Source organism: Deltaproteobacteria bacterium, from assembly GCA_030690165.1.
Classification (GTDB): domain Bacteria; phylum Desulfobacterota; class GWC2-55-46; order UBA9637; family UBA9637; genus JACRNJ01.
Genome location: JAUYHF010000021.1, coordinates 1 through 8,545 on the forward strand (window position 1 = coordinate 1; position 8,545 = coordinate 8,545).

Here is an 8,545-nt window from a genome sequence, read left to right on the forward strand (position 1 = left end):
TTCCATGGGCGCATTCTGGGCAGGTCTTGCAGGGGTTTTTTTTGCAGGAAAATTCGCCTTTGTTTCGCCGGAGAGTTTTACATTCTTTGAGTCTGTATTTGTCCTTGCAATGGTTGTGCTTGGAGGCATGGGAAGCATCCCCGGCGCAATAATCGGCGCAGTAATCCTTATTATATTACCGGAGGTTTTAAGGGGACTTGCAAGCTACAGAATGCTTATCTTTGGCGCAGCCCTTGTTGCCATGATGATATTCAGGCCGCAGGGTCTTATCGGCAGCCCAAGACGAAAGGTTGAACTCCATCCGGAAGATGAGAAGATTTATGTTCAGGAGATGGAGTCATTATATGAGGCGGAACACAGATGAGCCATGTCTCTACGGCAGATTAAACGGAAACCCTTTTCCGCTCTTTGCTGCCTTTATAAGGCGACTTATATGTTTAATCTCCACCCCAAAAGAAAACCCCTTTGCCCTCTTTAATGCCTTTTCAAATAACACAGAGGCGCTTTTAGTCCTGCCGTTTAAAAACTCAAGCTCGCCAATGGAAAGTTCGCAGTATGAAAGGCCTCTTTCATCTTTTGTCTCATTAAATAATTTCCGCGCCTTTATAAAATCACCTTTGGCATTTTTAAAATCGCCCATCATCTTAAAGGCAGTCCCCTCGCCCCACAATGTGTATGCAAAGCTCACCTTATCGCCAATCTTTTTATAATACCCCTTTGCCTTTTTAAAATATTTTAGAGAGCCTTTAAAATTGCCCTTCATCCGTGTGGCATTGGCAAGGCCGCAGTAAGAATAGGCTATGCCGAAGGTATCTTTCAGTCCCCTGAAAATTTCATTCGCCTTTGAGTAGTATCTGCAAGAATCATCTATCCTGCCTAATATTCTTGAAGCGCCCCCAAGACCGCACAGGCAGTAGCCAATGCCTGATGTGTCTTTCATAGCCGTAAACCTGCTTATCGCCTGCTTAAATGTTTGTAGGGCCTTTTTCAAATCACCCTTTATCCTGTAAGCCCCTCCCTTTGCCCAGAGCAGAAAGGCAAGCCCTGTCTTGTCTTTAATTTTTTCATAAAACCTTTCGCCCTTTGAAAATATCTTAAGCGCATCCTTGTGCCTGCCCATTGCCCTTAAAACAAGCCCGATGCCGATAAGCGCATCTGCGGCAGATGACTCGTCTCTTATTTGCCCGGCAATGGAATAGGCCTTCTCATAATTGGATTTTGACAGTTCATATTTTCCAATCATCCTCCAGCAATCTCCAAGGCTTAAGAGACAGGACAGCTCTTCTCCCTTGTCTTTGCACATCCCTTTTGCCTTGATATACAGGCCGGCGGCCTCATTGAATTTAGAGGCTACCCGTTTTTTCTCTGCCTGCTCAAATATTTTTTCAAAATCTTGCATCTCGGTGAACCCCTTATCTCCCTGCTTACGACTTGCAGGGACAAGTTTATTGACAACCTGTAACCTTTTAGATAGCTTATATGAGAAAATATAAATTTTCAATCGTTTTTAAAAAAAGGGCATGCACTGAAAGACACTATTTCAATGGCACACGGCGGGGGCGGAAGGCTTGCAAGGGATTTGATAAAAAATCTCTTCCTCAGGCATCTCGATAATCCTAAGCTCGCCCCACTTGGAGATTCCGCAGTATTTGAAATAAACGGCTCAAGGCTTGCCCTGACTACAGACTCCTATGTTGTAAAGCCCGTATTTTTTCCTGGCGGCGACATAGGCAAACTTGCCGTATGCGGCACAGTAAATGACCTTGCCGTTGCCGGTGCAAGGCCGTTATACCTCTCCTGTGCAGTGATTATAGAAGAAGGGTTTTCGCTTAAAGATCTTGAAGCCATAACATTATCTATTAAAGACGCTGCGCGCAAGGCAGGGGTTGAGGTTGTAACAGGCGACACAAAGGTGATAGAAAAGAGTCAAGGGAATAATATCTATATAAATACGACAGGGCTTGGGATTGTTGAAAACAGCATTGACCTTGGCATAGACAAAATAGATGTCGGCGACAAGATAATCCTGAGCGGTAATATCGGCGACCACGGTATAGCAGTGCTTTCTAAAAGAGAGGGGTTTGATTTTGAGTCTTCAATAAAAAGCGACTGCGCACCGCTGAACAATATTGCGCAGGCTATACTTAAATCAGGCTGCATAAGATTCATGCGCGACCCAACGAGGGGAGGGCTGGCGGCTGTTCTAAATGAGATAGCGGAAGACGGCGGATTCAAGATTGAGATAGCCGAGGACTCTATCCCTATAGCAGATGAGATAAAAGGCATTTGCAGCATACTTGGTCTTGACCCTTTGTATATCGCCAATGAAGGAAAGCTGATTGCAGTTGTTGCGCGGGATGATGCTGATAAAGTTTTAAAGACAATGCAGGCTAACCCCCTTGGACAGAAGGCATCTATAATCGGAGAGGTTACGGGCAAAGGAGAGAAGAGCGGTGTGTATCTCAAAACCTCCTACGGCGGCACAAGGATTCTGGATATGCCTGTTGATGACCCATTGCCAAGAATATGTTAAATATGCTACCAATAGTTTGAGGATAAATTATGGCAATATTGAATTTCAAGGGAAAGACCTTTGTCCAGAACCATCATCTGGCCGTAAAATATTACGAGCTTGTCCCGAAAAAGGACAAAAGCCTTACTGACAAAATAAGCCTTAACGATAATCTTATAATCCACGGCGACAACCTCAAGGCTTTAAAAGCCCTCCTTCCTACCTATGCAGGCAAAGTGAAATGTATCTATATTGACCCGCCATACAATACAGGCAATGAAAGATGGGTTTATAACGACAATGTCAACAGCCCGATGATGCAGGAGTGGCTTGGCAAGGTGGTTGACAGGGAGGACATGACCCGCCACGACAAATGGCTCTGCTTGATGATGCCGAGGCTGAAGTTGCTGAGGGAACTATTGAGGGAGGATGGGGTTATCTTTGTGAGTATTGATGACAATGAGGTTCATCATTTGAGGATGTTGATGGATGAGGTGTTTGGGGAAGATAAATTCTATGCAATGTTGACGTGGATTAACAGAACTAAGCCCACGAATATGGGAGAGGCACGATTTAATATACAACAAAACACAGAGTCTATTTTGGTTTATGGGAGAATGTCAATGACAGAATATCCGAGATTTAATCTATTTAAGACAGAAGAGAAAATATATTCGTCCAAAGATAAAGATGGCCATTATAGGACTGAAGAAATTGTACAGAGGAGGAATATAGGAACTCTTAGAAGAGATACAATGCTATACCCTCTTTTAGATATTACTCCAAAGAAGGGTTACCGATGGCAATTAAGCCTTAAAAAATATGAAGAACTTATGTCCAAAAAAAGGTTATTATTGATTAAAGGTAGGCCGTTCCAAAAGATATATGATTTTGAAGAAGAAAGATTTGCTTATGACCCGTTTTGGTCACATTTAGAAGAAGTTGGCACGGCTGAAGATGGAAAGCAGGAATTAAATGATATTTTTGGCATAGGACATGAATTCGAAACTGTGAAACCATTAGATTTAATAAAACGGATCATTTTTCATTCCACCTCATCTAACCAGGATGATATTATCCTTGACTCTTTCGCCGGTTCCGGCACAACTGCCCACGCAGTTTTGGACTTAAACAAAGAGGACGGAGGCAATCGTAAATTTATCCTCGTTGAGTGCGAGGACTACGCGGATAAAATTACCGCAGAGAGGGTAAGAAGGGTTATAAAGGGCGTCAAGACGGCAAAGGACGAGAAACTCAAAAACGGACTTGGCGGCACATTCAGCTTTTTCGAGCTTGGCGACCCGATTGAGATGGAGAGTATTCTGGAAGGTAAGAAACTCCCATCCTATATTGACCTTGCAAGGTATGTCTTTTATACGGCAACAGGAGAGGAATTTGACCCTAAAAAGGTGAATGAGAAAAGGAACTTTATCGGCGGATCAAAGGAATATGAAGTATATTTGTTCTATAAACCTGATATAGAATATCTCAAGTCAACTGCCCTCACACTGGATGCTGCAAAGAGTTTAGGCGAATACAAGGGCAAGAAACGGCTTGTCTTCGCCCCAAGCAAGTATCTTGATACAGAGTATCTCTTGGAGTATAGAATTGATTACTGTCAGTTGCCTTTTGAGATTTATAAGTTGAAGGGGTAAAAAGATGAGCATACTATTAAACGATAACGATATTTTGGAACTTATTCAGGAAAGGAAGATTTTGCCAGAAGGATATACCACAGTATTCCAGATGAGAGAGAAAAAAGGACATAAGGAACAGGAAGTAACGATAAAAAGAAATGACGACAGCCTATTTAAACTCATATTACGCCAGAATATAACAAATGTCTTGGATTTTTCTGTTATATTAGGCTATATGCCTTCAAAATCGAATGTTTTGTTTAGATTGACAAGATACAACGGAAGACATACCCATACTAATAAAATAGAAGGTGGTTCATTTTATGACTTCCATATTCATTTAGCCACGCAACGATATCAAGAGAAAGGATATGATGAGGATGCCTATGCTCAAGCCTCGAGCGCATATTCGGATATCCGTGGCGCTATGGAATGTTTAATAAAGGATTGCAATATAATTTTACCAGAAGATAGACAACCAAGGTTATTTTAAGGAGATTATTTCATGAATATTTTGGCTATTGAAGAAGATTTTAGAAAGAAAGTCTGCGACAAAATACAGATTGTTGGGGAAGGCAAAGAACGGTTTAGAATATTTACGCCGTTTATGTTTGATGATGGAGACCATCTGTCAATAGTAATGAAAATGTCGCCAATGGGCTGGATTATTTCTGACGAGGGTCATACCTATATGCACTTAAGCTATTATCTTGACGTTAAGGATTTGGAAAAAGGAACGAGGCAAAAGGTTATTAATGCTGCTTTGTCAATGTTTTGTATCAAGGACGAACAAGGCGAGTTAATGGTGCGGGTCGAAGATGGGGATTACGGTGACGCACTTTTTAGTTTTATCCAAGGTGTTTTAAAGATTACAGACGTTAATTATCTTACCCGTGAAAGGGTGAGGTCTACTTTTTATGAAGATTTTAAGGCTTTTATTTCCGAAAAAGTACCTGAAGAAAGAATGGTATTCAATTACAATGACAGCCAGCATGACCCCGAGGCGAAATATATAGTTGATTGCAAGGTGAATGGCATGAAAAGGCCGCTTTTTGTCTTTCCTATTCCTAACGATGATAAATGCAGGGACGCAACTATTAATTGTCTCCAATTTGAAAAATGGGGTATCCCATTCCGTTCAATGGCCATTTATGAAGACCAAGAAACTATAAACAGGAAAGTTTTGGCAAGATTCAGCGATGTCTGCGAAAAGCAGTTTTCAAGTCTTAACTTGAATAAAGACCGCATTGAAAAATATTTAAGCGAAGTAATAAGTGAATAAATGGAACTCAAAGACTACCAGAAAAAAACCCTTGAACAGGTTAAGCACTATCTTGGCGCCTTATCTGCGTTCAAGGCTAAAAACGATAAGGCCGTTGAGATAGACCCTGACCTTGCCATAGACTTTCCCCTTAAGGCATGGGAAAAAGTCTCCGATAAAGCGTATCATTCAAAAAAAAATGGCCTCGGCGAACACCTTCCGAATTTCTATCTTAAAATCCCCACAGGCGGGGGTAAAACTATCCTTGCCTGCCACACAATAGATTTAATCAACAGGACTTACCTCAAAAAGCAGACCGGCATTGTCCTCTGGATTGTCCCCACAACGCAGATCTACAGGCAGACCCTTGCCAGTTTAAGAAACAGGGAACATCCTTACCGTCAGGTTCTGGATATCGCAAGCGGAGGAAGGACTGTGGTACTTGAGAAGATGGACAGATTTACTCCGCTTGATATTTCCGAAAATCTTGCTGTGATGATGCTGATGCTCCAGTCCTCAAGCAGGCAGAATAAAGAAACGCTTAAGGTTTTCAAGGACAGCGGCAACTTTGCGGAATTTTTCCCGCAGGAAGACAGGATTAAAGACCATGTGGAAATATTGCAAAAATTCCCTAACCTCGATTATTTCGGAGATGAGCAAAATCTTTACGGAAAAATTGCCAAAACTTCTTTGGGCAATACCTTAAGGATTTTAAGGCCCACAATCATCATTGACGAAGGGCATAAGACATACAGCGAAATAGCACAGCAGACTATCAGAGGATTTAATCCTTCTATCATTTTGGAACTTTCGGCAACTCCTCCTGGAAACGGGAATATCCTCGTCAACATAAGCGGGCAGGAGCTCAACCGCCAAGATATGATTAAGCTTGATTTGCATATAACGAACAAGGCAAGCCTTGAGTGGGAAGACACGATGAGGGCGGCCTTTGATAAAAGGCTCTTTTTGGAGAGAACAGCCAGAGAGTATGAGGCAAACACAGGAGAGCATATAAGGCCAATCTGCCTGATACAGGCAGAGCGGACCGGCAAGGAACAGAGAGGAACAAAATACATACATGCAGAAGATGTAAAAGAATATCTGATTAAACAGTGCGGCATTTCCGTGGAAGAGATAGCAATAAAAAGCAGTGAAAAAGATGATATTGAAGGCATAGACCTTTTAAGCAAGGACTGTAAGATTCGCTATATCATCACTAAACATGCCTTGCAGGAAGGCTGGGACTGCGCCTTTGCCTATATACTTACGATTTTAACCAACCCAAGCTCACAGGTAAGCATTACCCAACTTGTGGGAAGAATATTAAGACAGCCAAAGGCAAGAAAGACAAAGGTTAAAGAGCTTGATGAGAGCTATGTTTTCTGTTTCAGGCAGAGGGCGAGAGATATATTAAAGGATATCAGAAAAGGTTTTGAGGCCGACGGTCTTGGCGATCTGGCTGCAAGGGTGACGATGGATGAAGGGGACGCCGCAAACGTTGACGCCACGAAAGAAAAGCTTATCGGATATAAAGATAAATTTAAAAAGTATGAGGGAAAGATTTATCTCCCCAAGTTTGTTGTGCAGGAAAATAGCGGCTGGAGAGACGTCAACCATGAAATGGATATCCTGAGCCGGGTTGATTGGAGCAAGGTCAATCTTAAGCCTTTGACAGAGATTCCCCTTGCAGAAAAGAGGATTGATGAACTGGAGGTTGTTGTAGGACTTAGCGAAGACGAAAAGGAACTGATTAAGGAAAAGGGGGCCGTTTATAAAAAGGGCGGGCTGGAACTGGATTATACATTTATAGCCCGGCAGATTCTCGATATAGTCCCGAACCCGTGGATAGCCTATGAGATTGGGAAAAAGATAATCAAACCGCTTTTGTCAAAATACGATGAAAAAATTGTAGAAAGCAACCTCGTCTTTATTATTGAAGAATTAAGAAAACACCTTGAAAAAGAAAGAGACAGGCAGTCTGAAGATGTTTTTAGGGAATTGGTAGAAAAGAAGGTTTTATATTTCTTTCTTATAGCGGAAAAAGGCGGTTTTAGGCTGCCAAGCCGCATGAGGGTTAAAAATAATTCAAGGCCTCTTTCGTCATTTTTGCAGAGGAGCCTTTTTGAGTTTGTGCCTGAAGAAGGCTTTAACGAGATGGAAAAATCCATTGCCCTTTACCTCGATGGACAGGAAAAACTCCTTTGGTGGTACAGAAATCTTTCAAGGCAGGATTACTATGTGCAGGGCTGGGGGAAGCATAGAATCTACCCCGACTTTATACTTGCGGATAATGACGAAAAAAAGAAGGATTACAGCAAGGTATTTGTCGTGGAGACAAAAGGCGTTCATTTAAAAAACGAAGATACGGATTATAAAAAAGACGTTTTTGAGTTCTGTAATAAATTGGGACGGCAAAAGGACTGGAAAGAATTGAACTTTGAATTTGCCGATAGAAAATTCGAGTTTCAGGTGGTTTTTGGCAATGAGTGGGAGAAGAGGGTTAATGAAATGCTTAATTATGTGTAGGATTTTAGCCGCACAAATATATTTTGAGTTTCATCCAAAAAGTAGAAGAAACCAATGCTTCTTCAAACCAAAAATCTTACCAAGACCTTTGGCGGGCTTACTGCCATTGAAAATATTGACCTTGCGGTAAAAAAGGGTGAAATTGTAAGTCTAATCGGGCCTAATGGCGCGGGAAAGACCACATTTTTTAACTGTGTGGCAGGTCTGTATCCTCCTTCAAAAGGCGAGATTGTTTTTAATGATAATATGATACACGGCCTGAAACCCCATAAGGTAACTGCAAAGGGCATATCACGCACATTCCAGAATATAAGGCTCTTTCCTGAGATGACGGCCATGGAAAATGTAATGGCAGGTGGTTATGTAAAAGGCAAGGCAGCCGTTGTCGGCGCAATCCTTAAAACCCGCAGAGCTATTGACGAAGAAAGGGATTTGTCCAAACAGAGTCTCAATCTTCTGGAGTTTGTCGGCTTGAGGAAAAAGGCGAGCATTTGGGCGAGAAATCTTTCTTACGGCGAGCAGAAAAGGCTGGAAATTGCAAGGGCGCTTGCAAGCGGGCCTGTCCTTTTGCTTCTGGATGAGCCTGCGGCAGGCATGAATCCTAAAGAA

The 8,545-nt window shown here is 42.1% G+C and carries 8 protein-coding genes; 7 read left to right on the forward strand and 1 reads right to left on the reverse strand.

Annotation, left to right across the window (positions count from 1 at the left end):
• Positions 1 to 364 (forward strand): hypothetical protein (locus Q8P28_04610; GenBank protein ID MDP2682078.1); only part of this gene is annotated, 364 nt, incomplete at its 5' end.
• Between the two features lie 9 nt (positions 365 to 373).
• On the opposite strand, the gene Q8P28_04615 is transcribed toward Q8P28_04610, so the two are convergent.
• Positions 374 to 1,399: a tetratricopeptide repeat protein gene (locus tag Q8P28_04615; protein MDP2682079.1), complete on the reverse strand. Its 1,026-nt coding sequence runs from the start codon at positions 1,397 to 1,399 to the stop codon at positions 374 to 376.
• Between the two features lie 144 nt (positions 1,400 to 1,543).
• Between Q8P28_04615 and hypE the strand changes: the two genes are divergently transcribed.
• The 6 genes from hypE to Q8P28_04645 form a co-directional block, all read left to right on the forward strand.
• Positions 1,544 to 2,533, forward strand: a complete 990-nt coding sequence (hypE, locus tag Q8P28_04620; protein MDP2682080.1) for a hydrogenase expression/formation protein HypE — start codon at positions 1,544 to 1,546, stop codon at positions 2,531 to 2,533.
• A gap of 29 nt (positions 2,534 to 2,562) precedes the next feature.
• Positions 2,563 to 4,167, forward strand: coding sequence for a site-specific DNA-methyltransferase (locus tag Q8P28_04625; protein ID MDP2682081.1), 1,605 nt, complete (start codon positions 2,563 to 2,565; stop codon positions 4,165 to 4,167).
• Between the two features lie 4 nt (positions 4,168 to 4,171).
• Positions 4,172 to 4,642, forward strand: a complete 471-nt coding sequence (locus tag Q8P28_04630) for a hypothetical protein (protein ID MDP2682082.1) — start codon at positions 4,172 to 4,174, stop codon at positions 4,640 to 4,642.
• Between the two features lie 12 nt (positions 4,643 to 4,654).
• Positions 4,655 to 5,431: a DUF1828 domain-containing protein gene (locus tag Q8P28_04635; protein ID MDP2682083.1), complete on the forward strand. Its 777-nt coding sequence runs from the start codon at positions 4,655 to 4,657 to the stop codon at positions 5,429 to 5,431.
• Positions 5,432 to 7,936, forward strand: a complete 2,505-nt coding sequence (locus tag Q8P28_04640; GenBank protein ID MDP2682084.1) for a DEAD/DEAH box helicase family protein — start codon at positions 5,432 to 5,434, stop codon at positions 7,934 to 7,936. It abuts the gene before it with no gap.
• A 54-nt stretch (positions 7,937 to 7,990) separates the two neighbouring features.
• A partial coding sequence (locus Q8P28_04645) for an ATP-binding cassette domain-containing protein (protein ID MDP2682085.1) occupies positions 7,991 to 8,545 on the forward strand: 555 nt, incomplete at its 3' end.